Annotated in this window: 21 protein-coding genes; 17 read left to right on the forward strand and 4 right to left on the reverse strand. The window is 66.2% G+C overall.

Annotated elements, in window-relative coordinates; genetic code table 11:
- The first annotated feature begins 26 nt into the window (after window positions 1-26).
- Window positions 27-692 carry a DNA alkylation repair protein gene (locus BLT71_RS19170; RefSeq protein WP_091723389.1) on the forward strand — a complete coding sequence of 222 codons (666 nt, stop codon included), beginning with the start codon at window positions 27-29 and terminating at the stop codon, window positions 690-692.
- Window positions 693-889: 197 nt separating this feature from the next.
- Here BLT71_RS19170 and BLT71_RS19175 read toward each other — a convergent pair whose 3' ends face one another.
- Window positions 890-1,285, reverse strand: a complete 396-nt coding sequence (locus BLT71_RS19175) for a hypothetical protein (RefSeq protein WP_231994380.1) — start codon at window positions 1,283-1,285, stop codon at window positions 890-892.
- A gap of 268 nt (window positions 1,286-1,553) precedes the next feature.
- Here BLT71_RS19175 and BLT71_RS19180 point away from each other — a divergent pair, with 268 nt between their 5' ends.
- The 4 genes from BLT71_RS19180 to BLT71_RS19195 are packed head-to-tail and all read left to right on the forward strand — an operon-like array spanning window position 1,554 to window position 5,379.
- The gene (locus BLT71_RS19180; RefSeq protein WP_091723391.1) at window positions 1,554-2,666 is read left to right on the forward strand and encodes a PP2C family protein-serine/threonine phosphatase; all 1,113 of its coding nucleotides are present in this window, start codon (window positions 1,554-1,556) and stop codon (window positions 2,664-2,666) included.
- Entirely contained in the window at window positions 2,663-4,639 is a 1,977-nt protein-coding gene (locus tag BLT71_RS19185) for a glycosyltransferase family 2 protein (RefSeq protein ID WP_091723393.1), read from the forward strand. Before BLT71_RS19180 ends, BLT71_RS19185 begins: the two co-directional genes overlap by 4 nt.
- Window positions 4,629-4,961, forward strand: coding sequence for an STAS domain-containing protein (locus BLT71_RS19190; RefSeq protein ID WP_091723395.1), 333 nt, complete (start codon window positions 4,629-4,631; stop codon window positions 4,959-4,961). The genes BLT71_RS19185 and BLT71_RS19190 overlap by 11 nt, the downstream gene beginning before the upstream one ends.
- Complete coding sequence (locus BLT71_RS19195; RefSeq protein ID WP_091723396.1) at window positions 4,954-5,379, forward strand: ATP-binding protein; 426 nt, start codon at window positions 4,954-4,956, stop codon at window positions 5,377-5,379. The genes BLT71_RS19190 and BLT71_RS19195 overlap by 8 nt, the downstream gene beginning before the upstream one ends.
- Before the next feature lie 71 nt (window positions 5,380-5,450).
- Here BLT71_RS19195 and BLT71_RS19200 read toward each other — a convergent pair whose 3' ends face one another.
- Complete coding sequence (locus BLT71_RS19200; protein ID WP_091723398.1) at window positions 5,451-6,677, reverse strand: GAF domain-containing sensor histidine kinase; 1,227 nt, start codon at window positions 6,675-6,677, stop codon at window positions 5,451-5,453.
- A gap of 276 nt (window positions 6,678-6,953) precedes the next feature.
- On the opposite strand from BLT71_RS19200, the gene uraD reads away from it, so the two are divergent.
- From uraD to BLT71_RS19220, 4 genes are all read left to right on the forward strand, one after another.
- Window positions 6,954-7,451: a 2-oxo-4-hydroxy-4-carboxy-5-ureidoimidazoline decarboxylase gene (gene uraD, locus BLT71_RS19205; protein ID WP_091724205.1), complete on the forward strand. Its 498-nt coding sequence runs from the start codon at window positions 6,954-6,956 to the stop codon at window positions 7,449-7,451.
- Entirely contained in the window at window positions 7,448-7,786 is a 339-nt protein-coding gene (uraH, locus tag BLT71_RS19210; protein WP_091723399.1) for a hydroxyisourate hydrolase, read from the forward strand. The genes uraD and uraH overlap by 4 nt, the downstream gene beginning before the upstream one ends.
- A 157-nt stretch (window positions 7,787-7,943) precedes the next feature.
- Entirely contained in the window at window positions 7,944-8,753 is an 810-nt protein-coding gene (locus BLT71_RS19215) for an IclR family transcriptional regulator (RefSeq protein WP_091723401.1), read from the forward strand.
- A gap of 499 nt (window positions 8,754-9,252) precedes the next feature.
- On the forward strand, window positions 9,253-11,169 hold the full coding sequence (locus tag BLT71_RS19220; protein WP_091723402.1) for a BCCT family transporter: 1,917 nt from the start codon (window positions 9,253-9,255) through the stop codon (window positions 11,167-11,169).
- 325 nt (window positions 11,170-11,494) lie between these two features.
- Here BLT71_RS19220 and BLT71_RS19225 read toward each other — a convergent pair whose 3' ends face one another.
- Window positions 11,495-11,770, reverse strand: a complete 276-nt coding sequence (locus BLT71_RS19225; RefSeq protein WP_231994381.1) for a hypothetical protein — start codon at window positions 11,768-11,770, stop codon at window positions 11,495-11,497.
- 275 nt (window positions 11,771-12,045) lie between these two features.
- Window positions 12,046-12,726 carry a GntR family transcriptional regulator gene (locus BLT71_RS19230; RefSeq protein WP_091723404.1) on the reverse strand — a complete coding sequence of 227 codons (681 nt, stop codon included), beginning with the start codon at window positions 12,724-12,726 and terminating at the stop codon, window positions 12,046-12,048.
- Window positions 12,727-12,849: 123 nt separating this feature from the next.
- Between BLT71_RS19230 and purU the strand changes: the two genes are divergently transcribed.
- The 8 genes from purU (at window position 12,850) to BLT71_RS19270 (ending at window position 24,790) form a co-directional block, all read left to right on the forward strand.
- Window positions 12,850-13,770: a formyltetrahydrofolate deformylase gene (gene purU / locus BLT71_RS19235; protein WP_091723406.1), complete on the forward strand. Its 921-nt coding sequence runs from the start codon at window positions 12,850-12,852 to the stop codon at window positions 13,768-13,770.
- A gap of 54 nt (window positions 13,771-13,824) precedes the next feature.
- Window positions 13,825-16,317 carry a GcvT family protein gene (locus BLT71_RS19240; RefSeq protein WP_091723407.1) on the forward strand — a complete coding sequence of 831 codons (2,493 nt, stop codon included), beginning with the start codon at window positions 13,825-13,827 and terminating at the stop codon, window positions 16,315-16,317.
- A 2-nt stretch (window positions 16,318-16,319) separates the two neighbouring features.
- Entirely contained in the window at window positions 16,320-16,991 is a 672-nt protein-coding gene (locus BLT71_RS19245; protein ID WP_091723409.1) for a cyclodeaminase/cyclohydrolase family protein, read from the forward strand.
- Entirely contained in the window at window positions 16,988-17,869 is an 882-nt protein-coding gene (locus tag BLT71_RS19250; RefSeq protein ID WP_091723410.1) for a bifunctional 5,10-methylenetetrahydrofolate dehydrogenase/5,10-methenyltetrahydrofolate cyclohydrolase, read from the forward strand. Before BLT71_RS19245 ends, BLT71_RS19250 begins: the two co-directional genes overlap by 4 nt.
- Before the next feature lie 197 nt (window positions 17,870-18,066).
- Window positions 18,067-19,383 (forward strand): molybdopterin molybdotransferase MoeA, encoded by a 1,317-nt coding sequence (locus BLT71_RS19255; protein WP_091723412.1) that lies wholly within the window; start codon window positions 18,067-18,069, stop codon window positions 19,381-19,383.
- The gene (fdhD, locus tag BLT71_RS19260; RefSeq protein ID WP_091723413.1) at window positions 19,371-20,264 is read left to right on the forward strand and encodes a formate dehydrogenase accessory sulfurtransferase FdhD; all 894 of its coding nucleotides are present in this window, start codon (window positions 19,371-19,373) and stop codon (window positions 20,262-20,264) included. The genes BLT71_RS19255 and fdhD overlap by 13 nt, the downstream gene beginning before the upstream one ends.
- A 366-nt stretch (window positions 20,265-20,630) precedes the next feature.
- Window positions 20,631-22,037, forward strand: coding sequence for an MFS transporter (locus BLT71_RS19265; protein WP_091723415.1), 1,407 nt, complete (start codon window positions 20,631-20,633; stop codon window positions 22,035-22,037).
- Window positions 22,038-22,282: 245 nt separating this feature from the next.
- Complete coding sequence (locus BLT71_RS19270; protein WP_091723416.1) at window positions 22,283-24,790, forward strand: GcvT family protein; 2,508 nt, start codon at window positions 22,283-22,285, stop codon at window positions 24,788-24,790.
- Window positions 24,791-24,831 lie beyond the last annotated feature (41 nt).

The raw sequence follows: 24,831 nt of genomic DNA on the forward strand, positions 1-24,831 counted from the left end.
TCACGGCAACGCATGCGGAGGTAGGGATGTCCCAGGCAGTGGATGAGGTTCTGGCCGAACTGGCGGAGCTCGAAGATCCCAAGTTTCGCGAAGCCAATGAGAAGCGCGGGGACGATCACGGCATCAACCTGGGCAAGCTCCGGGCCGTGGCCAAGCGGCTGAAAACCCAGCAGGACCTGGCACGGCAGCTGTGGGCCTCCGGGGATACCGCGGCGCGGCTCCTGGCGCTGCTGATCTGCCGGCCTAAGGACTTCAGCCGCGAGGAACTGGACGCAATGCTGCGCGAATCCCGGGCACCGAAAGTCCACGACTGGCTGGTCAACTACGTGGTCAAGAAGAGCCCGCACGCCGAAGCACTCCGCGTGGCCTGGACGGCAGACCCAGACCCCGTGGTAGCCAGTGCAGGCTGGGCCCTCACCACTGAGCGGGTGGCCAAGAAGCCGGACGGACTTGACCTGCCGGGCCTGCTGGACACCATCGAGGCGGAGATGAAGGCCGCCCCGGACCGCCTGCAGTGGGCCATGAACCACACCCTTGCGCAGATCGGGATCGAGCATCCGGACCAGCGGGCCAGGGCCATCGGCATCGGCGAGCGCCTGGAGGTCCTCAAGAACTACCCCACACCGCCCAACTGCACGTCACCGTTCGCGCCAATCTGGATCAACGAGATCGTGAGCCGCCGCAGCGCTTAGGCCGGACGCCGGCCGCGGGTGAGGCGTCTACTTCCTTCGCCAGTACTTGCCCCAGTCCACATCCATGGCCCACAGCGCCAGGAGAAGCGCGTCCATGGTCATGAGTCCTGCCAAAAGGTAAGCCCAACCTGCCATCCAACCCACCGCAATCTCCTGACTGTTTCCCCCAGCCAATCGATTGCTCCTCAGTGTGGCATCTAAACCGCCTGGACGGAACGCCCCCGGCCCACAGTTTTGAAGAGTCCTTCCAGCCGGTGGTGCGCGTCTGTCTCCACCCTCAACCGGTGGGTCAGCTTCTCCACGTGCTGCGACATCTCGTCCCCTACGGGCAGGCGGTCTCCCGGCCAGTTCCAGACGTCCCTGGACTCGGCCAGGGCATCCGCGAGGTCGCGGGCAGCGGCCCGGACTTTGCGGGCATGGACGTGAAGGCACCATAGTGCCCGGGCCTTGGCCGCGCCCACCTCCAGGACTTCCTTAACGATCAGGTCCAGGCCAACACCCGGACCAGCTCCGACGTCCAGGCCGGCGGCGCCACCCCGGGCCGGCGCACTCTGGGCAGGCGCACCCCGGTTCGTATTTTTGGTCTGTTCCATGGCTTCCCCCGCGATCCGCCAGCCAGGCAACTTCCGGCGGGGACCGCCGTCGTGTCCCCTGCTGCCCGGAAGCTGCAGCCTTGGTCCGAGTGTCCCGGTCCATGCTCAACGTCTGGGCAAGCCGGTCCCAAGATTTGCGCAAGATGCCCTTCAGCGGGTCCACGGCGCCGTCGTCATGGCTGCATTCCGCCGCTGAACAGCGGATTCGCTGGAAACTGTGAAGCGCTGAGACATGCCCCGTCCGCCTTAATACGGTAGAAGTAGAGCTATGGTCTCTCCCCCTGAAGTTCGTCGTGCCGTTGTCATCGAGGATGACCCGGACATCCGCGGGCTCCTGGTCCGCGTGCTGACCAAGCAGGGCTTCGAAGTCACGGAGGCCGGTACGGGCCTGACCGGCGTCGAGGAAGTCCGGCGCAGCCAGCCGGACCTGGTCACGCTTGACCTGAACCTCCCGGACCTGGACGGCCTGGAAGTCTGCAAACTCCTCCGCGAATTTTCCGATGCGTTCATCGTCATGCTGACCGCCCGCGCGGACGAGCTGGACAAGCTGACGGGCCTGGACAACGGCGCCGATGAATACATCAGCAAGCCGTTCAGCCCGCGTGAACTGCAGTCACGGATCAACGCCCTGTTCCGCCGCCGGCCCTCCCCCGCCGCTGACACGGCATCGCGCAGCGAACTCCAGCGTGCCACCGAGGTCCAGCTGAGCCTCCTGCCCAAGGAGGACATCCGTGTTGAGGGGTACGACGTTGCCGGGGTCTTCCGTCCCTCACGCAGCGTGGGCGGGGACTTCTACGACTGGTACCAGACACCCGAAGGCCTGCACCTGACCTTTGCCGATGCCATGGGCAAGGGCATGGGTGCGGCCCTGATCGCCGCTACGGTCCGCGCCGTCATGCGCTCCACCGGCCGCCGGCAGGACCTGGACGGCGCGTTCGCCTCCGCCAGCAAGGCGATCGCCACGGACCTTGATTCCTCCAACTCCTTTGTTACCCTCTTCCACGCCCGGCTGGACGCGGCGTCGGGCAAGGTCAGCTATGTCGACGCCGGCCACGGGCTCGCGCTGCACGTCGAGTCGGGCGGGGCAGCACACCGCCTTCCTTCGGGAGGGCCGCCGGTGGGGGCCTGGTCCGGGTCCGAGTGGCCCCAGTCCGGCCTCGACCTGGCGCCCGGCGACTGCCTGGTGGTGGTCAGTGACGGCGTGCTGGATGTCTTCGAATCCGTGGAGGACTTCACGGAGGCCGTCCGGCGGGCCACCCAGGCCGAGGATTCCGCGCAGGCGGCCAGCAGCGCCATCCTGTCCCTCGCCCCGGCCGAGACCGCTGAGGACGATGTGACGGTGGTTGTGGTCCGCAGGCTCCCCCAGGATGTGGCGGTATGACCCGGTTCTGGACCCGCGTGGTGGTGGTGCTGACCGTTATCACCGGCGTGAACTACATCGCCTGGCGGTGGATGGCCTCCCTGAACTGGGAAGCCTGGTGGATCGCCCTGCCGCTGGTCATCGCCGAAACGTACAGTCTCATCGACGTGATGCTGTTCGGCATGACGGTGTGGAACCTGAAGATCCGCAAGGGCGCCCCGGAGCCACCGGCCGATGCCACGGTGGACGTCTTCATCACCACGTATAACGAGGACCTTGACATGGTGCTCACCACGGCGCTGGCGGCCCAGCGGATCCGGCATCCGCACAGCACCTGGATCCTCGACGACGGCGCCCGCCCCGAGATGAAGGCACTCGCCGAACGGCACGGGCTGGGTTATGTGACCCGCAGCGAGGACTGGACCAAAGACCTGCCCCGCCACGCCAAGGCGGGGAACCTGAACAATGCGCTGATGCAGACCGACGGCGAGTTCCTGCTGATCCTGGATGCGGACCAGATCCCCGAACCGGACATCCTGGAAAAGACGCTGGGCTACTTCAACAACAGCAAGGTGGCGCTGGTCCAGACCCCGCAGTACTTCAGCAACGTCCCGGCCGACGACCCCCTGGGCAGCCAGGCCCCGCTGTTCTACGGCCCCATCCAGCAGGGCAAGGACGGCTGGAACGCTGCCTTCTTCTGCGGCTCCAACGCCATCCTGCGCCGCGAAGCGCTGATGCAGCTGGGCCTGGTGGGCTACGTGAAGGAGACCGAGAAGAGCATCCGCCGCGCGCTGGCAGCCTCCCGGCAGGCCATCCGGCAGGCGCGCAAGTCCACGGACATGGACTCGCTGGTGGCGCAGGTGCTGGACGAGGTGGAAGCCGCCACTGTTGAAGCGCAGCAGGAACTGGACTCCGGCATGGCGCTCAGCGAGATCACCTACCGGGTGCGCCGCCGCGTGGACACCGCCGTCCAGACCCTGGTGCAGGCAGACGTCGAGGCACTGCAGTCGGACCTCGAGGAAATCGCGGCCATGGAACTCGCCCACGTTGGCGAGGCCGGCGTTCCGGTGGTGGCCGACGACGCTGTGCAGCGCATGTCCGCCCGCGACTGGTCCCCGCTGGGCGCCCTCGAATCGGTCCAGGCCGTCCTGGATGCGCTCTCGGTGGAACGCAACGACGAAGCCCAGCCGATCATGCCGCTGGCCACCATTTCGGTCACCGAGGACATGGCCACCGCCATGCGCATGCACGCCATGGGCTGGCAGAGCGTCTACCACCACGAGATCCTGGCGTACGGCCTGGCGCCGGAGGACCTGAAGACCATGCTCACCCAGCGGCTCCGCTGGGCCCAGGGCACCATCCAGGTGCTGCTCCGGGAGAACCCGCTGGTGCAGAAGGGCCTGAAAATCGGCCAGCGGCTGATGTACTTCGCCACCATGTGGACCTACCTGAGCGGCTTCGCGGCGGTTATCTACTTCGCAGCCCCCATCATCTACCTGCTGCTGGGCATCCTGCCCGTCACCAGCCTCAGCTGGGACTTCTTCATCCGGTTCATTCCGTTCATGGTGGTCAACCAGCTGCTGTTCGCGGTGGCCGGCCGCGGCATTCCCACGTGGCGCGGCCAGCAGTACAGCCTCGCCCTGTTCCCCACGTGGATCAAGGCGTGTACGACGGCGGCCCGCAACGTCTGGTTCGGCCGTCCCCTGGGGTTCGCGGTGACGCCCAAGGCGCGCCAAAGCGGCGGACCCAGCTGGAGCCTGATCCAGCCCCAGATCGTGGTGTCCATCCTGCTGGCCGTGGCCGCCGTCGTCGGAATTGTCCGCCTGGCCACCGGCCTGGCAGAACCGCTGGGCACCCTGGTGAACGTGGCCTGGGTGATCTTCGACCTGGTGGTCATGTCCATCCTGGTCCGCGCCGTGCTCTACAAGGGCTTTGAACCGCCCGCAGAATCCGCAGAACCAACACAATCCGAGAGGAATCCCGATGGAGTTTAGCTATGAGGTCAAGGACTCATATGCCGAGGTCAAGGCGGACGGGCGGCTGAACATGGTGTCCGCGCCCAAGCTCCGCGAGTTCGTCACGGACGTGATCGCCGGCGGGTCCAACCGGATCGTGGTCAACCTGGAGAACACCGCCTTCATGGATTCGTCCGGGCTGGGCGCCCTCATTGGCTGCCTGAAGGCTGCGCGGCAGGCCGGCGGGGACCTGCGGATCGCGGCAGTCCAGCCGCAGGTGAAGATGGTCCTGCAGCTCACCAGCATGGACAAGGTCCTCACGGCCTACCCGTCGGTCGAAGAGGCGTTCGGCAATGACTGAAGTGCTCGCCTCGCGCAGCTTCCGCGGGCTCGCCACCGAAGACGCCATCAACGATGTCCACAACGACATGGACAGCCTGTGGCTCGATGTGCCGTTCGTGAATGACATGGACCAGATGACGTTCACCACGGCGGTGATCGAGTCAGCGTCCAACATCGTCCAGCACGCCGAACCGGCGGGCGCGGATCCGGTGGAACTCGGCGTGGACATCACCGTGGAGCCGCTGCTGCTCCAGGCCCGCGTGAGCGCCTACAACGCCAAGCCGCCCTTCGGCCCCATGGAACCGGCAACGCCCGGCGAGGATGCCGAGTCCGGCCGCGGGCTTGCCCTGATCCAGGCCCTGGTGACCACCGTGACGTTCGAACGGCAGGACGGCACCAGCACCTGGGTCCTGTCCCGCACGTCTTCCCAGGACTGACTGCTGCCTGACGGTTGGGTTTGCCGGAACCCGGTTCCGGCAAACCTAACCACCGGCACTACGCCCGCACGCTACTGCGCGGCGGGGAACAGCACTGAGACGGTGGCTCCACCGCCTGGAGTTTCACTGATGCTCAGTTCGCCTCCGTGTGACTGGGCAATCCGCTGGCAGGTAGCCAGGCCCAGGCCTGTTCCCGGGCCGTCGCCGGGCCGGTGAAGCCGGACCAGCGGTTCCACCGCCCGTCCCCGGTCCGCCGGCCTGATGCCTTTGCCGTTGTCCGCCACATGGACGGTGACGCCGCCAGGGCAGGTGGTGGCGGTGATGGCCACTTCCAGGCCCCGCCCGGGCTCCCGGTAGTTCAGCGAGTTGGCCAGCAGGTTCTGGATCAGGGTGCGCAGCTGCTGGCGGTCGGCGGTGAGTTCCGCATCCTCGCACAGGAAACCGCTGCCCAGCCCCAGGTCCACCCCGAGGTCCTGGGCCGCTTCTGCCGTGACGGCCAGCAGGGACACCCGCTCCAGATGCAGCTCCCCATCCGCGCGGGCGTAGTTGAGCACGTCTTCGAGGGTTCCCAGCATGCGCCGGCCGCCCGTTCCGATCAGTCCCAGGTATTCGGCTGCCGGGTGGTCCGGGGCCATGCCGGGATCGTCCTCGGCCAGCTCAACGTAGCCCAGGATGGTGGTCAGCGGAGCGCGGAGGTCATGGCTCACGCGGCCGGCGAACTCGGACAGCATGGCGTTGCTGCGACGCAGCTCCACCAGGGCATGGTCAAGCTGGAGCGTCCGGTGCTGGAGTTCGAGGAGTTCCACCACCTGCTGGGCCAGCACCTCCACCAGGTCTATCTGCTCCGGCGTGGGGAGTTCGGCCTGGTCCGAAAAGACGCACAGCGAACCCAGCACCAGGCCATTAGACGTTCGCAGCGGCACGGAGGCGTAGAAGCGGACATCCGCGATTTCCCCCGTGACGAACGGGTTGGCGGCAAAGCGCGGGTCCAGGGAAGCGTCCCGCACCACAGTGGTTCCTGGATCCAGGAACACGGAGGCGCACATGGAGTCCTCGCGCGAGCAGATGCCGGCCGCGGTCCCGGACGCCGCAATCTGCAGCTGCTGGTCCGAGGTGATGATGTTGACCACGCCGTACGGCACCCCGCACAGTGATGCCGCCACGCGGACCAGGTTGTCGAGGGCGCCCTGCGCCTGGCGGTCAATAAGTATGGGGATAGTCCCCTCGTGGGCCGGCAGTAATCCGTATTCCTGCAGGCCAAGATCGCGTCCGGCGTCCTGATCGGTCAGCGTCTGCATAGCGTCCCGTCCATATTCTGTTGACTCCCCAGTCTGTGTCAGCAGGCCTTTGAAAGGCCTTTCCGTGATGATACCGGGTAGGCCGCGGCGGTGTTGTAGTCTCTTGACACCACACCCTTCCTGCCCTTAGATATTACGTATGCTGAAATAACAGTTCCATGATGCGGAACCTTAGTGGACATGCCTCGGCGAGTCCGTCACGAAGGCGCCGGGCAATCCGGCCTCCGCATAGCCGTCACCATGGATGCCAGCATCGCTACCGAGGAACCAGCCAGCATGAAGCTTGCCGAATTCAACAGCGCGGACCCCTCCTCCGCCGCAGACACCCTCAAGCCCTGCATCGATGTCACCCGCTGGGTGGATGCCGTCACCGCAGCCAGGCCCTTCGACACCAGGGAAGCCCTTTTGGCGTTCGCGTCCGGGGCCGCCAACCCCTTCACCCCCGCCGAGGTGGAGGCCGCCATGGCCCACCACCCCAGGATCGGGGAACGGCCGACGGCGGGTACAGCCGAGGCGTCCATGTCCCGCTCCGAGCAGGCCGGCGTGGATCCCGCGGACGCCGCGGCGGCGGAGGCGCTGGCCCGCGGCAACCGGGAGTACGAGGAAAAGTTCGGCCGGGTGTTCCTTATCCGCGCCGCCGGCCGTACCGCGCCGGAAATCCTTGCGGCACTCAACAGCCGGCTCGCCAACACCCCCGCAGAGGAAGACACCATCGTGGCCCAGCAGCTGCGCGAAATCGCCGTACTCCGGCTCGAAGGACTGATCACCGAATGAGCGTCTCCCACGTCACCACCCACATCCTCGACACCGGTGCCGGGCGCCCGGCGGCGGGCGTCGCCGTCGTCCTTTCGAAGAACGACGCCGGCACCTGGCGTGAGCTCGCCGCCTCCACTACCGATGCGGACGGCCGCGCGAAGGACCTTGGCCCCGAGCAGCTGGAACCGGGCCACTACAAGCTGAACTTTGACACCGGCACGTATTACGCCGGCCTGCAGACCGCCACTTTCTTCCCCGAAGTGGACCTGGTTTTCGAAGTATCGGGCCCTGAGCACTACCACGTCCCGCTGCTGCTGAGCCCGTTCGCCTACTCCACCTACCGGGGCAGCTAGCACCCGTCCCGCTGCACCTTCGGCCTACGTCGCAGACCGTCCTGCCGGACACCGTGTCGTGCCGGTCACAGATCCCGGCATAGGATCGAATGGAGAAATCGACCAGCGCTTGCGGCCCTCCGGCACGCAAGCGGCAGCGACGACGTGGGAGCGCCTGATGGCTTCGAACAACCACCCCGAACCCGACGCGGACGCCGAAAGCGGCCCGTCCGGCGGGGTGCAGTCCGTGGAGCGCGCCCTCGCGGTCCTGGAAATCCTGGCACGTGAAGGCCAGGCCGGAGTCAGTGAAATTGCCGAGGAAATGGGCATCCACAAGTCCACGGTGTCCCGGCTGATGGGATCCCTGGTCAGCCGGGACATGGTCCAGCAGAACAGCGACCGCGGAAAATACCAGCTGGGATTCGGCATCCTCCGACTCGCCAGCGTCATCCCCGGCCGGCTCAGCCTGGTCCACGAGGCACGGCCAGTCCTGGAGGGCCTCGCGGCCGAGTTCAAGGAGACGGTCAACCTGGCTGTACTGCGCTCCAACTACGCGGTCAACGTGGACCAGGCCATGGGACCCTCCACGCTGGCCACCTACGACTGGGTGGGCAGCCTGACCCCGCTGCACGCCACGTCCAGCGGAAAGATCCTCCTGGCCGCACTGGCTACGGAGGAACGCGACAGGATCCTGAAGGAGACCGGCCTCCCGGCCCGCACGTCCCGCACCGTCACCAACCGGCAGGAACTGGACCGCCAGCTGCTGGAAGCCGGCAACAAGGGTTACGCGGTGGTCCGCGAAGAGTTCGAGATCGGCCTGAACGCCATAGCGGTGCCGGTGCTCAACCACCAGGGCAACGTGGTGGGCTCCATCAGCATTTCCGGTCCGGCCTTCCGCTTCGACCCGGAAAAGATTCCGGGCCTGGTGGAGGCACTCCGGGAGGCAGGCCTCCAGATCAGCGCCAACATGGGGTACTCCAGGCGCTAAGCACCCCTAAGAATGGCCCTGGCCCGTATGGGTCGGGGCCATTCTTGTGTCCATTTCGGGCGATTTTGGTTCCCCCTGCGCAACCGTCGCCGCAGTGTGCAACAAATAGATTTCGCTTTCCTCACTGTCAAGCGGCCGGGTCTTGTTCCACCGGCAAGGTGAAATACCTTGACTTTAAATGTGGCGTAGCGCACTCTGTTGCCTAACGCGAATACTGTTGACCCTTGCGAAACACTCCCCAGGTGCTTTACCCGTCCGCCATCCCGGTCCGTCGGTATCTTCCAGCCGCCGCGACCCATACCAGAGGTAACTCCACGCACCACGCCTGCCGGCGCCGGGAAGAGACTGCCGGCAAGCACCTGCCTTAAAACAGCTACGCACCATCTACGGCGACATCATGGCCTTCAACTCCGGCGAAGTCCCCCAAGCTTCGATCCGGCGGACGCGCCAGGCCCTGCCATTGCGCATGTCCATGACCGCCGAGCAAAGGATCCAGCTCATGGCTATCAATAGTGAATTAACCACCCCTAAACCCGGGCGTCCCGAGGACGACCAGGACAGCATTCCCGCCGAGGACGCACTCACGGAACCCCTCCCGGACACCGAGGAGTACGACCAGATCCTCGAGGAACTGCGCCAGACCAAGACCGAACATGCGGTGTCCCAGCGCCGCAACCGCAAGCTCACCCTGGACAAGGCAACTTTCGGAATCACGGGCGCCATCGCCGTCGCCTTCGTGCTCTGGGGTTTCTTCGGCAAGGACAGCCTGGCCGCCACCTCCAAGGACGCCCTTGATTGGGTCATGGAGTACACGGGCTGGCTCTTCATGGTCCTCGCCTCCCTGTTTGTCGTCTTCGTCCTGTGGCTGGCCATGGGGAAGTTCGGCAACATCCCCCTCGGCAAGGACGGCGAAAAGCCCGAATTCCGCACCGTGTCCTGGATCGCCATGATGTTCGCGGCCGGCATGGGCATCGGCCTGATGTTCTACGGCGTCGCAGAGCCGCTCTACCACTTCATCTCGCCGCCACCCGGAACGGTTGACGGCCGCACACCCGCCGCCATCCAAACCGCCATGGCCACCTCGATCTTCCACTGGACCCTGCACCCCTGGGCCATGTACGCCGTGGTGGGCATTGCGATGGCCTACGGGACCTACCGGCTGGGCCGCAAGCAACTGATCTCCGCAGCGTTCACGTCACTGTTCGGCATCCGGACGGTTGAGGGACCGGTGGGCAAGTTCATCAACATCCTTGCCATCTTCGCCACGCTCTTCGGCACCGCCGCATCGCTGGGCCTGGGCGCCCTGCAGATCGGCAGCGGCCTCACCTCCAACGGCTGGGTGGGCGAAGTGGGAACCCCGGCACTGGTGGCCATCGTGGCCATCCTGACGGCATGCTTCGTGGCGTCCGCAGTCTCCGGCATCAGCCGCGGCATCCAGTGGCTGTCCAATATCAACATGGTCCTGGCCGTGGTCCTGGCGCTCATCGTGTTCATCGCCGGCCCCACCCTGTTCATCCTGAACCTCATCCCCTCGGCCGTGGGCGACTACGCCCGCGATCTGGCGGAGATGTCCTCCCGCACCGAGGCAGTTGGGGACGAGGCCCTGCGCACCTGGATGTCCAGTTGGACCATCTTCTACTGGGCCTGGTGGATCTCCTGGACGCCCTTCGTCGGCATGTTCATCGCCCGCATCAGCCGCGGCCGCACCATCCGGCAGTTCGTCACCGGCGTCCTCCTGGTTCCCAGCGTTGTCAGCGTGATCTGGTTCGGAATTTTCGGCGGGGCAGCATTCGATGTGCAGCAGAAAGCTGACGAGGCAGGCCAGCCCGGCCTGATGACCGTCACCGACGGCGTGGCTTCGATCGACTTTGACGGGGCACTGTTCAACCTGGTGAAGAACCTGCCGATGCCGGGCTGGCTGACAGCCGCGGTGATCGTGCTGGCGATGGTCCTCGTAGCCATCTTCTTCATCACGGGCGCGGATTCAGCCTCACTGATCATGTCCTCCCTCAGCTCCAACGGAGCCTCGGATCCCAAGCGCGGACTCGTGATCTTCTGGGGCGCCCTCACCGGCGCCGTGGCCGCGGTGATGCTGCTGGCCGGCGGCGATGAACCGTCCGAAGCGTTGTCAGGCCTGCAAAGGATCACCATTGTGGCGGCGCTGCCGTTCGTCGTGGTGATGCTGCTGCTGTGCTTCGCCCTCGCCAAGGACCTGCGGCGGGACCCGCTGTCGCTGCGCCGCCGCCTGGCGACGTCCGTCGTCGAACGCGCCATCCGCACCGGCGTCGAACAGCACGGCGGCGTCCAGTTCGACCTAGTGACCCGGCACGAACACAGCGAGAAGTGCGCGGAAGGGGAATCCTGCCCCGGCACGGGTTCCAGCGCTGTTTCCAGCGCCGAGGCCAGCAAGAACTAGCCAAACCACGCAAAAGAAGGTCCGGCCCTGGTGGATTTCCACCGGGGCCGGACCCTTTTTGCTTCCCGCGCCCTTCAGGCGAGGACCAGGCTTTCCTCCGGTTCCACGGTGGATCAGCCGAACTGTCCACCGAGGCGCCCGCCATGGGCCGGCTGCAGTGGCCGGGTGCAGGCACTGGCCGGGCGCATGGAGGTGGACCTCCTGCCGGGGTGGGGTTCGGGCATTTCCGTTGTGCTGCCGCTCGACCCGCCAGCGGCGCCGGGTGACGTCGCCGGCTGGAACCTGCTCCAAACGGTTTGGCCGCCAAGACAGCTTCAGTACGGGCCTAAACCCAGATCTGGTAGCCGGTGCCCTTGTCGAAAAGGCGGCGGGTATCGGCGCCGGCGCCGGCGAGCCACAGGACCGAATCGTCGTCCGCGGCCTGGTCCACCACGCCCGTCGCCACGTGCTCCCCGAGCAACCACACCTCCACGGTGTGTCCGGGAAGGCGGGCCCAGTCGGCCCGGACTCCCTGCACCGGCACGCTCTTTCCGCGGCCGTTCAGCCTTGCCTCGAGGGTGCTGCTTCCGGCATCCGCGACGGCGTGCACGCTGGGGTTCATCTCTTCCTCCGGATAGTGCGGTCAACCCTTCTGGGTTCGCATTGATATTTTTTTGATATATCAATGGTGATCAAAGTATGACCCGGGTCACACGGGGCGTCAACACCGTTCCGGAATGTCGGCGGCATCGGCAGGAAATACGCCGCGCGCACAGCTGAACGGCAGCGCGATGGTGGCGCGGGCTGCTGGAGGGCGTGCCCCAACAGCGCCTGACGGTCGGCGTAATTGCAGGGCATCCGCTGACGGGATCCCCGTGGACCGACCCAAGGAGGCACTCAGGCGCTGAACAATGCCTCACGGACGGCGCGCTCGAACCCGCTGACGTGCACGCGCGCCAGATCGGCCGCGCTGTCCTCATCGCCGTCGATGACCGCCCGCAGCAGGTTCAGGTGTTCATGCACATGGACCGAGAGGTCCGGCAGGCGGTCCACCACCATGCACCAGATCCTCGTTGCCAGGTTGTCGTAGCGGATCAGGATGTCTTCGAGGTGCGGGTTGGCGGCTGCCGCATAGATGCTGTGGTGGACCCGGGAATCCAGCTGGAGGGTTTCCACCACGGAGGCTGCGCTGACATCGAAGGCCTCAACCTCGGCCAAAATGTCTTTGAGGTTCGCCCGGACGGCCGGCGAGGCAACACGCGCTGCGCGCGAAGCTGCCAAGGGCTCCAGTTGCGCGCGGATCTCAGAGATGAACGAAAGGTCGGTCACATCCACGCGGGTGGCGAAGGTGCCGCGCCGGGGGTAGGTCACCACCAGCCTGTCCAGTTCCAGCCGCTTGAGGGCCTCGCGAACGGGCGTCCGCCCCACGCCCAGTGATTTGGACAGCGCATCGTCGTTAAGCAGGTCGCCCGGCTTGATGTCCAGCATCAGCAGCCTGTCGCGGATGCTTTCGTAGGCCACGTCCGCTAGCGATTTCCTGGCGGCATCTTCCGCGAGCGCCAAAGTTTCAATTGCCATCGCAGGACCTCTTCCCCTTGAGTCGAAAAAACCTATTGACCTCACCCACCGACCAGTATACGCTGATCTCCAACCTAATATATCAGTACGCAACACAGGAATATATCTATAGAAGGAGGAGACATGACCCTGGTGGAAACAGCCTCATCGACGGCCCTCGGCGGGACCACGCTTACCGAAACGGTTGAGCAGCCGACGGATCAGAAGTTTGTCCTGACCCTGTCCTGCGGCGAGCGCGCCGGCATCGTCCAGGCCGTGACAACCTTCCTGTTCGACCGCGGCTTCAACATTGACGAGCACCAGCAGTTCGATGACAGCCTCCGCGAAACGCTGCACCTGCGTACCGCGTTCTCCGGTTCGCCGGCCTACACCCGGGAAACGCTCGAAGAAGAGTTCCGTCCCATCGCAGACCGGTTCGACATGAAGTTCAGCTTCAACGACCAGACCCAGCAGCGCGTGCTGGTGATGGTGTCCAAGTTCGGGCACTGCCTCAACGACCTCATCTTCCGCTGGCGCGGCGGCACCCTGGGCGGTGACCTCGTTGCAGTCGTGTCCAACCACGAAACCCACCGCGCGATGGCCGAGGCCGCCGGCCTGCCGTTCATCCACATTCCCGTCACCGCGGACACGAAGGCGGACGCCGAGCAGCGCCTGCTGGACCTGGTGGAGGAATACGACGTGGACCTGGTGGTCCTGGCCCGCTACATGCAGGTCCTGTCCAACGATCTGTGCCGTGCCCTCGAAGGCCGCGCCATCAATATCCACCACTCCTTCCTGCCCGGCTTCAAGGGTGCAAAGCCCTACCACCAGGCCCACGCCCGCGGCGTCAAGCTCATCGGTGCCACCGCGCACTACGTCACCGCCGATCTGGACGAGGGTCCCATCATCGAACAGGAAGTCATCCGGGTTGACCACAGCTTCGGACCGGGCACCCTGTCCACCGTGGGACAGGACGCCGAAGCCCTCGCCCTGTCCCGCGCCGTGCGGTGGCACTGCCAGCACCGCGTCCTGCTGGACCAGACCAGCACCGTGGTGTTCCGCTAGCCGGCGCCGCACCCAGCACACAGCACATCAATGACTTTTCAGCAGGAGAACCACATGGAATCGACGCCACGCATTGTCATCATCGGAGCTGGCATTGTCGGCACGAACCTGGCGGATGAACTGGTCACCAGGGGTTGGAACAACATCACCGTCCTGGACCAGGGCCCGCTCAACATGCCGGGCGGCTCAACGTCCCACGCCCCCGGCCTGGTCTTCCAGACCAACCCCTCCAAGTCCATGGCGCTGTTCGCCAAGTACACGGTGGAAAAGCTCCTCTCCCTGACCGAGGACGGCGTCAGCTGCTTCAACCAGGTGGGCGGCCTCGAAGTTGCCACCAACGAAACCCGCCTGGCCGACCTCAAGCGCAAGCTCGGGTACGCACAGGCATGGGGCATCGAGGGTTCCATCCTCTCCCCGGCCGAATGCAAGGAGCTCTACCCGCTCATCAACGATGAGGACATCCTCGGCGGCCTCCACGTTCCCAGCGACGGACTCGCCAGCGCTGCCCGCGCCGTGCAGCTGCTGATCAAGCGCACCGAAGCCGCCGGCGTGAAGTACCAGGGCAACACCACTGTCACGGGGATAGAACAGTCCGGCCGCCGCGTCACCGGCGTGCAGACGCCCGACGGCGTGATCCCGGCAGACATCGTGGTCTCCTGCGGCGGATTCTGGGGTGCCAAGATCGGCGAACTGATCGGCATGTCCGTGCCGCTGCTGCCCCTGGCCCACCAGTACGTCAAGACCACTCCGGTCCCGGCCCTGCAGGGCAAGAATGAGCTGCCCAACGGCGCACAGCTCCCCATCCTCCGCCACCAGGACCAGGACCTCTACTACCGCGAGCACGGTGACCGGTACGGCATCGGTTCCTACGCCCACAAACCCATGCCCGTGGACCTGGACGAACTCGGCAGCTTCAAGCCGGACGAGATCAGCGAGCACAACATGCCGTCCCGGCTGGACTTCACCGTGGAGGACTTCCTCCCCGCTTGGGAAGCCACCAAGCAGATCCTGCCCGCCCTGCGCGAAAGCGAAATCGAGGACGGCTTCAACGGCATCTTCTCCTTTACCCCTGACGGCGGCTCCCTGGTGGGCGAATCCAAGGAACTGGACGGATTCTTTGTTGCCGAAGCCGTCTGGGTCACCCACTCGGCCGGCATTGCCCGCGCCGTGGCCGAGTTGCTGACCACCGGCAAGTCCTCCATCGACTTGGGTGACTGCGACATCCACCGCTTCGAGGAAGTCCAGCTGACCCCCGAGTACGTCAGCGAAACCTCGCAGCAGAACTTCGTGGAAATCTACGACGTCCTGCACCCGCTCCAGCCCAAGCTGTCCCCGCGCAACCTGCGCGTCAGCCCCTTCCACGCCCGGCACAAGCAGCTGGGCGGCTACTTCCTGGAAGGCGGCGGCTGGGAACGCCCTTACTGGTTCGAGGCCAACGCCGAACTGCTCAAGGAGATGCCCGCAGACTGGCAGCCGCCGGCACGCGATGCCTGGTCCGGCATGTTCAGCTCGCCCATTGCGGCTGCCGAAGCATGGAAGACCCGTACCGCCGTCGCCATGTACGACATGACGCCGCTGAAGCGCCTCGAGGTCTCCGGCCCGGGCGCCCTGAAGCTGCTGCAGGAACTGACCACCGCGGACCTCAACAAGAAGCCGGGAGCCGTCACCTACACGCTCCTGCTTGACCACGAAGGCGGCGTGCGAAGCGACATCACGGTGGCCCGCCTGAGCGAGGACACGTTCCAGCTCGGCGCCAACGGCAATATCGACACCGCCTACTTCGACCGGGCCGCACGGCACCAGACCGAAAGCGGCACCGCCAGCGACTGGGTCCAGGTGCGCGACACCACCGGTGGCACCTGCTGCATCGGCCTCTGGGGACCCCTCGCCCGTGAGGTGGTCGGCGCGGTCAGCAAGGACGACTTCACCAACGACGGCCTGAAGTACTTCCGGTCCAAGCAGGTTGTCATCGGCGGTGTCCCGGTCACCGCCATGCGGCTGTCCTACGTCGGCGAGCTCGGCTGGGAGCTCTACACCAGCGCAGACAATGGCCAGCGCCTCTGGGACGCGCTGTGGAAGGCCGGCCAGCCCTTCGGCATCATCGCCGCAGGCCGCGCCGCCTTCAGCTCACTCCGCTTGGAGAAGGGCTACCGCTCCTGGGGAACGGACATGACCACCGAGCACGATCCGTTCGAGGCGGGCCTGGGCTTCGCCGTCAAGATGGCCAAGGAGAACTTCGTCGGCAAGGCCGCCCTGGAAGGACGCACGGAGGAGACGTCGGCGCGGCGCCTGCGCTGCCTGACGGTCGACGACGGCCGCAGCATTGTGCTGGGCAAGGAACCGGTGTTCTACAAGGACCAGGCGGTGGGTTACGTCACCAGCGCGGCCTACGGATACACGGTGGCCAAGCCCATTGCGTACGCCTACCTTCCCGCCGAGGTATCGGTAGGCGACGCGGTGGAAATCGAGTACTTCGGCCGCCGCATCGTGGCCACCGTCACGCAGGATCCGCTGTACGATCCCACCATGTCCCGGCTGCGCGGCTGACCATGGCCGAACAGCAAGCGGACAGCGCAGGTTCCCCCGGCCCGGCGTCAATAGGCGCAGAGACCATCAGCGGCTACCTCGCCCGGCTCGCCTCCCGGCAGCCGACCCCCGGGGGCGGCGCCGCTGCGGCCCTCCATGCTGCGCAGGGCGCCGCCCTGGTGGCCATGGTTGCCCGGTACACCACGGGTCCCAAGTATGCGGAACACGCGGCGCTGGTGGAGCGGATCACCGGCATCGCCGACGAACTCGCCACCGAAGCCCTGCGGCTGGCGGATTCGGATGAGCAGGTCTTCCAGGCGGTCATCGATTCCTACAAGCTGCCTGCCGACACGGAGGAACTGAAGGCTGCCAAGAGCGGCGCCATCCAGGCGGCCCTCGTCCAGGCAGCGCAGACCCCGGCTCAGCTCATCAAACTCGCCGGTTCGGTGGTGCAACTCGCCACCGAACTGGGCGAGGTGGCAAACCCGAACGTCATCAGCGACGTCGCAGCAGCGGCGGATGCCGCCCGGGCCGCCGCAACCACCGCCAGGGTGAACATCGACATCAACCTCGTGGCCATCAAGGACCCGTCCGTCAGGTCGCTGCTGGCCGACCAGACGGACGGCCTCGCAGACAAGGTTGTTGCGGCAGCGGACAGCCTCGCGGCCCGGGTACGGGAAAGGATCCTTCGATGAGCACCTCGACTACCACAACACTGTCCGGAAAAGCGCTGGCCGGAGTCATCCGGCAGCGCGCCCAGGACGAAGCCCGGGCACTCGAGCGGGACGGTGGGCATCCGTCCCTGGCCGTGGTCATCGCCACCGACGACGAGTCAACGCACTGGTACGTCCGCTCCATCGAACGGGCGGCTGAAGCTGCGGGCATCGGCTGCCGCATCATCGACCTCGGGCACGATGCCACCGAGCAGGTGCTGGCCAACGTCCTGCGGGACCTCAGCGCGGAGCCCTCGGTCCACGGCATCATCCTGCAGACGCCACTGCCGGCAGGAGTCCGGAGCGATGCCCTGGTGGGCCTGATCGCGCCGGAAAAGGACATTGACGGCGCCAACCCGCTTAGCCTCGGCAGGCTTGCCGTGGGGCAGCCGGCCTTTGCACCGGCAACCGCCCGCGCCGTGGTGGAAATCCTCGACCACTACGACGTCCCCGTTGCAGGCCGCAGCGTGGCCGTGGTGGGCCGGTCCGCCGTCGTGGGCAAACCCCTGGCGCTGCTGCTGCTGGAACGCGACGCGGCCATCACCGTGTGCCACTCCCGTTCCGGCCCGCTGGAACGGCACACCAGGCAGGCGGACATTGTGGTGGTGGCCGCCGGAAGGACAGGGCTGGTGAACGGCAGCCACATCTCGCCGGACACCGTGGTGGTGGACGTTGGCACCAACGTCCTCCCAGACGGCTCCTTGGTGGGCGATGTGGACGGGGCAAGCGTGACCGGCATCGCCGCCGCACTGACCCCGGTCCCCGGCGGCGTCGGCTCGGTGACCACCGCGCTGTTGCTGCTGCACACGGTGGAGGCTGCCCGGCAGCAGTCGCCGGTCCAGCTCCTGGAAAACGCCTAGCGTTCAAAAAAAGTGTGGACACGGCATCCACTACTCACCTAACATAACTGATATATCTTTAGTCGCAAGAATGAGATATCAGTCGCCCGTTGCTCGTAGACGGTGCTTCGATGGCCTGAAACCTGGGGAGGTATTCCTCGTCGAAGCACCGCTTACGGGCAACGGGCGTTTTCGCTTCAACTCCGCAAGGGGCATCCATGATGACGTTTACGCCCATCGCAGATCCCACGTCCCCAATGGCGGGGACCGGACTGCACTCGATCGATTGGCCGGAAGCCAGGCGCCTTGCCTACGACTGCGCAGGACCCCTCCCCTCCGTTCAGGTTCCGCTCCATCAAGCGGCCGGACGAACCCTCTCCAGCGCAGTGACCGCGTTGCAGGACCTGCCCCACTACGCCTCTTCGGCAATGGACGGCTGGGCACTGAACGGGGATGGACCCTGGCTCCTGGCCGGCGGGCAGCATCCACTGGCGCCGGGAACGGCCGCAGTCATCGCCACCGGCGGCCTGGTTCCGGACGGCGCAACAGCGGTGCTCCGCAAGGAAAGCGGCCTGGTGGCTAAGGACGAAACGGGGCGTCCCGCCCTTACCGTCCGCGCCGACGCGAAGCCGGGCGAACCCCGGCCGGGCCAGCACGTGCGCCCCGCAGGGACCGAGGCATTGGCCGGCGAAACGCTGATCCCCGCGGGCACAGTCCTCAACCCCGCCCACCTGGCCCTTGCCGCCGTGGCCGGCCATGACCAGGTGGAGGTGCAGTCACAACCGGTGGTTTCCGTCGTCCTGACCGGCTCCGAGGTAGTGACGTCAGGCATTCCTGCCCCCGGAAACGTCCGGGACACCTTCGGACCGCAGCTGGGCACCGTCATTTCCCAGCTGGGCGGCATACCGGGCACTTTCATCCGCATTGGTGACTCCTTCGATGCTTGGCTGGAGGCGCTGGAAGGCTCCGGTGCCGGTTCGAAGTCGCGGTCCGACGTCGTCATCACCACCGGGGGGACCGGCAAGTCCGGCACCGACCACTTCCGGGACGCGGTGGCCGCGCTGGGCGGACGCCTGCTGCTGGACGGCGTCGCCATGCGCCCCGGACACCCTGCCGTCCTGGCCGAACTGCCCGACGGGCGCTTCGCCGTCGGACTTCCCGGAAATCCCCTGGCCGCCATGATGGCGCTGGCCACCATCGGCGCCCCCTTGCTGGCCGCGCTGGGGAACCAGCCCCTGCCGCAGGTCCGGCACGCCGCCTCCGGCAATGACTTCGGCCCCGACGGCGGCTGCAGCGACGGGAAGGGGCGGACGCGGCTCATCCCGTGCCGGTTCCTGTCCGGGCTGGCCTTTCCCGTGGACCACACCGGACCGGGCATGATGCGCGGCCTGGCGTGGGCGGAGGGCGTCATGGTGGTGCCGCCCGGCGGCGTCGACTCCGGGGAACCGGTGGCGATACTGCCTCTTCCCTGGACCCCTGCAGCCGCCACCCCGATGGGCGCGAACGCTGGAAGGAGCACGCTTTGGCACGCATGACGCAGCGCCGCAAGATCCACCGCTTCCAGCTGGACGGCTCGGGCACGGAATATCCGGTCCGGTTCAAGGAGGATGTGATCGCCGCGGAAGAGCCCTTGGAGATCCGGCTGGGCGGCCGTTCGTTCGCCGTCACCATGAGGACGCCGGGCGACGACTTCGACCTCGTGGCCGGGTTCCTCGTCTCCGAAGGTGTAATCCGGGACGGGTCCGAGCTGGTGTCCCTGCGCTTCTGCGCCGGCGGTCCCGACGAAGTGCAGAACTTCAACGTGGTGGACGCCCAGCTGCGTCCGGACGTGCCCCTGCCCGAAACGATGCGGCATGTCTACACCTCCAGCTCGTGCGGCATCTGCGGAACGGAGTCCATCGAGGCAGTGCGGAAGACCCTGCACTACGATCCCTCGGCGGACCCGCTGAAGGTCCCGGTTGACGCACTCGCCGCCCTCCCGGACAAGCTCCGGGAAGCCCAGGCCGTATTCGACAAGACCGGCGGTGTCCACGCTGCCGGCCTCTTCCGGGTGGGGGGTGGCGAGCCCGAGCTGCTGTGCCTGCGCGAGGACGTGGGCCGGCACAATGCCGTGGACAAGGTGGTGGGGTGGGCCCTCCGGCAAGGCCTGCTGCCCCTGCGCGGCACGGTGCTGCAGGTGTCCGGCCGGGCGTCGTTTGAACTCGTCCAGAAGGCCGCACTTGCCGGCATTCCAGTGCTCTCCGCGGTGAGCGCCCCGTCAAGCCTGGCCATCGACCTGGCGGTTGAAACCGGCCTCACGCTGGCGGGATTCAGCAGGGGCCACAGCCTGAACGTCTACGCGGGCCGGGACCGGTTGGACCCGCCACGTGCCGTAACAGAAGACCTTCTCCAGGCAGGCGCCGGCCAGAACAACTAACGCCCCGCGGCGCCAGTTCGAGCCTGCCACTCCCCCGTCGCCGGGGGCGCGATTCCTGCTGCCCATTTTCAGGGCGGGCGCCAGTGCTGGGCATCGCAATTACCGGCCGACATCTTCTTGACAACGGGTGTGACCTGGCGCACTGTTTTGTTGCATAACACGAAGCATGTTGATCATCCCGGAACGAGTACCTTCTCAGATGCGCGTACTTCCCATTCCTCGGCACCGGGCCTAGGCAACTGGGACGCGATCACTTCAACGAGAAACCCGACCTTGCGGTGGCCGCTGGTGGAGGAACCCTGCTCCCCAGCGGCCCCCGCTGCGGCGAGCATCCCGCTGCCGCAACAAAACCCGAAGGAACTGTTGATGACAATCCAAGGTGGCAGCACCATCGATCAAAGCAGAGCAGAAAGTACCAGCTCCACGTTCAAACGCCGCTTCATGATTCGGCTTGTCGCTGTCTTCATCGGCGGGATGTTCCTCGACGGTTACATCCTCGGAATCATCGGTCCCGTCACGGGACTGATGCGGTCAGACCTCCAGCTCGACGCACTGTCGCTGGGCATGATCGCCGCCGGCCCGCTGGTGGGTATCTTCGTCGGTTCCCCGTTGGCCGGCTGGGCTGCCGACAAGTTCGGACGCAAACCGATGTTCCTCGTGGACATGGGCCTGTTCCTGGCCGCCTCAGCAGCGCAGTTCTTTGTAACCTCCGGCGACGGCGCCGTGATCCAGCTGGCCATCATCCGGTTCTTCATGGGCGTCGCGATCGGCGGCGAATACTCAATCGGCGGACCCCTGCTGTCAGAGTTCTCCCCTCCAAAGCTCCGCGGGCGGCTGCTCGGACTGACCCTGGTGGCCTGGTACGTCGGCTTCATGATGGCGTTCATCATCGGCACGCTCCTGCACGACGCCGGCGCACCATGGCGCCTCGTCCTCGGCTCGAGCACGATCATCGCAGCCGTCCTGTTCGTCGCCCGCATCGGCCTCCCCGAATCGCCGAGCTGGCTCATCACGAAGGGACGGCGGGAAGAGGCACTGGCGATCGCGCACCGGTACGTCGAATCGCCCCAGATGCACGACAGCATCACCGAAGAGATCGACCTCAGGATGATTCAGGAGGCCCAGGCCGCGAAGAGCAGGAGCAAAATCAAGACCGCCTCCGTGGGGATGCTGTTCTCGAAGCAGTACTGGCGCACCACCCTCTTCACCTCAGGTTTCTGGTTCTGCGCTGTCACCCCGTACTTCGCAATCGCCACCTTTGCCGACGAAGTGCTCAACCAATTCGGTTTCGGCGGCGGCTGGGCCGGTGGAGTGGGCCTGTCCGCCCTTGCAACCGCAGGTGTTGTCACCTCAGTGCTCCTGATTGACCGGCTCGGCCGCCGGATCCTTACCGTGCCCGGGCAGTGGCTGTGCGCAGGCATCCTGCTGGTCATCGGCGTCTGGGCAGACGCACCAGCGATCCTGATACTCGTCCTGTTCTTCGCGTTCTCCTTCTTCAATGCCGGCTACACCACGATGACCCAGGTCTATCCGTCCGAGGTATTCCCCGGCCACCTGCGCGGCATCGGAACGGGCTTCGCGGCCGCCTTCAGCCGCATCGGCGCCGCACTCGGCACCTTTGCCCTGCCGTGGGCGATCAGCAACATCGGCATGGGCCCGAGCATGGTGGTAGCCGCCGCCGTCGCACTGCTCGGCGCAGCGCTCTCGCAATGGCTCGCGCCAGAGACGAAGGGGCGCACCCTCGCCGAGATCTCGGCAGACTTCTCCCACTGACCCGGGACTGCTCGAAACGACCCGGGGCATAACCGGGCCGCCAAGGAGAGGCCTTCGCCGCATTTGCGGCGGGGGCCTTTCTCTTTGCCCCCGAAATACTCCCGCCGGCTCCGCAACAAAGCAGGCAGCCCCTTGACATCTGATGTGAGCTGCGCCACCGTGTTGCATATGGTGATGTGCGTTGCTCATAGCGAAGCGACAGCGCAGCTCCCACTTAACACCGCCAACCAGGAGATCCACACGCCATGACCGCATCGCCCCGCGTCGTCATCATCGGAGCCGGCATCGTCGGCACGAACCTCGCCGACGAACTCGCCAGCCGCGGCTGGACCAACATCACCGTGGTGGAACAGGGACCGCTTGAACTTGCCGGCGGTTCCACCTCCCACGCTCCTGGCCTGGTGTTCCAGAACAATGGGTCAAAGACGATGACGGAGTTCGCCACCTACACCGTCAACAAGCTGCTCTCGCTCAGCAAGGACGGGGAGTCCTGCTTCAACCAGGTGGGCGGCCTTGAACTGGCCACCACCCCCGAGCGGCTTGCGGACCTCAAGCGCAAGATGGGCGTAATGACCTCCTGGGGTGTCGAAAGCCGGATCATCGACGCTGATGAATGCGAAAAGATCTACCCGCTGCTGAACACCGGCACGCTCACCGGCGGCCGCGAGGTCCTGGGCGGCCTGCTAATTCCCACCGACGGGCTCGCGCTGGCCGCCCGGGCGGTCCAGCTGCTGATCGAACGTTCCCGGGAACACGGCGTCACCTACCTTGGTTCCACCACCGTCACCGGCATCGCCCGGGAAGGCGGCAGGGTCACCGGCGTCGAGACCCCCGACGGCGTGATCCCGGCGGACATCGTCGTGTCCTGCGCAGGGTTCTGGGGCCGGGAGCTCGGCAAGATGGTGGGCCTGGAGGTCCCCCTCCTGCCACTGGCCCACCAGTACGTCGTCACCACGCCGCTTCCCGAACTTGAGGGCGTCAACGAGCTCCCCAAGGGAGCCAGCAAGCCCATCCTGCGCTACCAGGACAAGGACCTGTACTACCGCGAATGGGGCGACAGCATCGGCATCGGCAGCTACGCCCACCGTCCCATGCCCGTGGACATGTCCGCCCTGCCGAAGGTGGCCGCCGACGAGATGTCCGACCACCGCATGCCGTCCCGGCTCGACTTCACCCTCGAGGATTTCGTGCCCGCGTGGGAAGACAGCCAGGACCTGCTGCCGGCACTGCGCAGCGCCGGCATCCAGGACGGGTTCAACGGCATCTTCTCCTTCACCCCGGATGGCGGCCCGCTGATCGGTGAACACCCGGACCTGGCCGGCTTCTTCGTGGCCGAAGCTGTTTGGGTGACGCACTCCTCCGGCGTGGCCAAGGCTGTTGCCGAACTGCTCGTGGAAGGCCGCTCCCGCACCGACCTGCACGGAACGGAGCTCACCCGCTTCGAAAAGGTGCAGACGTCCGATTCGTACGTCAGCGAAACCTCACAGCAGAACTTCGTGGAGATCTACGACATCCTCCACCCGCTGCAGCCGCGCAAGTCGCCGCGGGACCTGCGGGTCAGCCCGTTCAACGTCCGTCAGAAAGAGCTCGGGGCGTTCTTCCTGGAGTCCGCCGGCTGGGAGCGCCCGCACTGGTTCGAAGCCAACCGCGGGCTCCTGGCGGAGCTGCCCGAGGAATGGCGCGCGCCCGAACGCGAGGAGTGGGCCGCCATGTTCCACTCCCCCATCTCCGCCGCCGAAGCGTGGAAGACGCGCACCGCCGTCGGACTCTACGACATGACGCCGCTGAAGCGGCTATCCGTGACCGGCCCCGGGGCGCAGGCGCTGCTGCACCGGCTCAGCACGGGCAACATCGCCAAGAAGCCCGGCGCCGTGACCTACTGCCTCCTGCTTGAGCACGACGGCGGCATCCGCAGTGACGTGACCGTCGCCAGGCTCACCGAGGAGGAGTTCCAGCTGGGCGTCAACAGCAATGTGGACTTCGACTACCTCCGCGTGGAGGCCCGCCTGCAGTCGGCTGCGGATTCGGCCCAGTGGGCGCACGTCACCGACATCACCGGCAGCACCTGCTGCATCGGCCTGTGGGGCCCGCTGGCCCGCGAGGTGATCGGCAAGGTCAGTGCGGACGACCTGACCAACGACGGCCTGAAGTACTTCCGCACCAAGGAAATCTCCGTAGGCGGCATCCCCGTCACCGCCATGCGCCTGTCCTACGTGGGCGAACTGGGCTGGGAGCTCTACACCACCGCCGAGTACGGCCTGAAGCTCTGGGACCTGCTGTTCGAGGCCGGCCGGGAGCACGGCATCGTTGCCGCCGGACGCGGCGCCTTCAACAGCATGCGGCTGGAGAAGGGCTACCGGCTGTGGGGCACCGACATGACCTCCGAGCACCACCCCTACGAGTCCGGCCTGGGCTTCTCCGTGGCCAAGGACAAAACCGGGTTCGTGGGCGCCGAAGCCCTTGCATCGCGCAAGGAGCAGCCCGCCACCCGGGCCCTGCGCTGCCTGACGGTCGACGACGGCACGTCGGTGGTGCTCGGCAAGGAACCTGTGTATGTGGGCGGGGAAGCCGTTGGGTACGTCACCAGCGCCGCCTACGGCTTCACCGTGCACAAGCCGATCGCCTACGCGTGGCTGCCTGCCGGCGTCGAAATCGGTGACGCCGTGGAGGTCGAATACTTCGGCAAGCGCGTGGCGGCCACCGTCTCCGCTGAGCCCCTGGTGGACCCGGGCATGGAGCGCATCCGCGGCTGATTCACTTTCCTCCCACAGGGTGGTTGGGCCTGCCTGAGACC

The organism is Pseudarthrobacter equi, assembly GCF_900105535.1.
Lineage (GTDB): Bacteria > Actinomycetota > Actinomycetes > Actinomycetales > Micrococcaceae > Arthrobacter > Arthrobacter equi.